This window comes from Thermogutta sp., from assembly GCF_014359955.1.
In the GTDB taxonomy this organism is placed as follows: domain Bacteria; phylum Planctomycetota; class Planctomycetia; order Pirellulales; family Thermoguttaceae; genus Thermogutta.
Genome location: NZ_JACIYL010000938.1, coordinates 1 through 1548, shown reverse-complemented (window position 1 = coordinate 1548; position 1548 = coordinate 1). Strand labels below are relative to the sequence as shown.

At 55.2% G+C, this 1548-nt stretch carries 2 protein-coding genes; one reads left to right on the top strand and one right to left on the bottom strand.

Annotated features, from left to right (window positions below):
• Positions 1-820: tetratricopeptide repeat protein (locus H5U08_RS18365; RefSeq protein WP_297036477.1), on the top strand; the 820-nt coding region annotated here is incomplete at its 5' end.
• Between the two features lie 259 nt (positions 821-1079).
• Here the strand turns inward: H5U08_RS18365 and H5U08_RS18360 are convergent.
• On the bottom strand, positions 1080-1548 hold a 469-nt coding region (locus H5U08_RS18360), incomplete at its 5' end, for a molecular chaperone TorD family protein (RefSeq protein ID WP_297036476.1).

Here is a 1548-nt window from a genome sequence, read left to right as displayed (position 1 = left end):
GTGGCAGCGGATCGGGTTGCTGGTGCCCACGCAAACTGTTTGCCGTCTTGCTTATTTCGATTACCAGGCGGTGATTCGGGCGAAAAACCTGGCGGAACTTGCCAAAGCCGGTGTCTCCGTTCGGCGGATCCTCGGACGATGGCGGAATCTGGCAGAGAAATCACCCTTTCTGCGAGAGGCCCTGCAGCGCTGGCCCCTCGTCGTCCGGTGGCAGCAGGCGTTTTTCCGGTATGGCGATAAACTTGTTGACCCAACCGGCCAGTTTCATTTTGACTTTTTCGAGACCGACGCCGTACCCGGCACGGGCATTATCTCGTTGGAGAAATCACTCGCCCACGGCTTTGCAGCGGAAAGTTGGAGCAGGGAGGAGTTGCTTTCGATCGCGGAGGTGTGCGAAGAAACCAACCGGCTGGCCGATGCCATTGAGGCCTACCGACTCATTCTGGCCACGGGTGGACCGCAAGCCGAGGTCTGTTTTCGTCTGGCTGACTTGCTGTATCGGGCAGGTGATCTTTCCGGTGCGAGAGAGCGCTACTTCATGACGCTGGAACTGGATCCGGAATATCTGGAAGCCTATCTGAACCTTGGTTCCGTCCTTGTAGAACTCGGCGACAGGGAACTGGCGCTGGCCGCTTACGAAGGTGCAATCCAGCTCCATCCAGATTTCCCCGACGCGCATTTCCTGCTGGCCCAGCTCCTGGAAGAAACGGGCAGGCATCAAGAAGCGGTCAAGCATTGGCAAAGGTTTCTCGATCTGGTGCCTGACGGCCCCTGGTGCGAGCTTGCGCGAAGCCATCTTCCGTTGAAAAAAGAGAATTAACAGGAGTAAACGGCCATGTGAGGAATACTTGAAATTGAGTCCCGCAAATTAAGCTTGTCCAATATGTGCGCGGTGATTACTGGATTTTATTGCGGATGAGAACGGCATCATCGCATTTGCGCAAAAGTCGCCTCAGGCGTGATCACCGCTTCAGTATTTCGATTTCGTCGTTTAATCTGTGCTTCTCTAAAATCTCTGAGCAAGCTCGTTCGGTGTGGGATGTGAAGAAAAGACCGATCGCGCTCCGAACTTTGTTCAGTTAGTCGGCCACTTGTGATGGCGGGCTCAGATTGTGGCACGCTGATGAATGGAGGACATCCCGCATCCATTCAACGGTCGCGCGCAAACTGGCTATCTGGTGATTCTGGAGCTTCTCCACCAGGGAAGAAAGTACCGGTAAAAGGTACTGAAGAGCCAGATGGTCGCGAAGATGGAGGAAAGACAAAAAGTCGTCCTGTCGCTGGTTTGCCAGCATGTAAGCCGCCCGAAGGGATAAAAAAGCATAGCAATCCGCCAGCACGGCAAGGTGATCGGGGGGTTCCTCCGTGCGATTCCGATAGCCCATGCGATCGTAGAGTTCCTCGAGCGTGGCGAGCATTTCCCCTGGCGAAACGAGCGGTAAATAGCTGACCGCGCGAAGGGAGACCTGGCCACCGGGACAAACGATTCGAAAATACTCCTCCGTCGCCGGATCGCTGCACCAGTTTTCAGCGATTCTGTACAGAGCG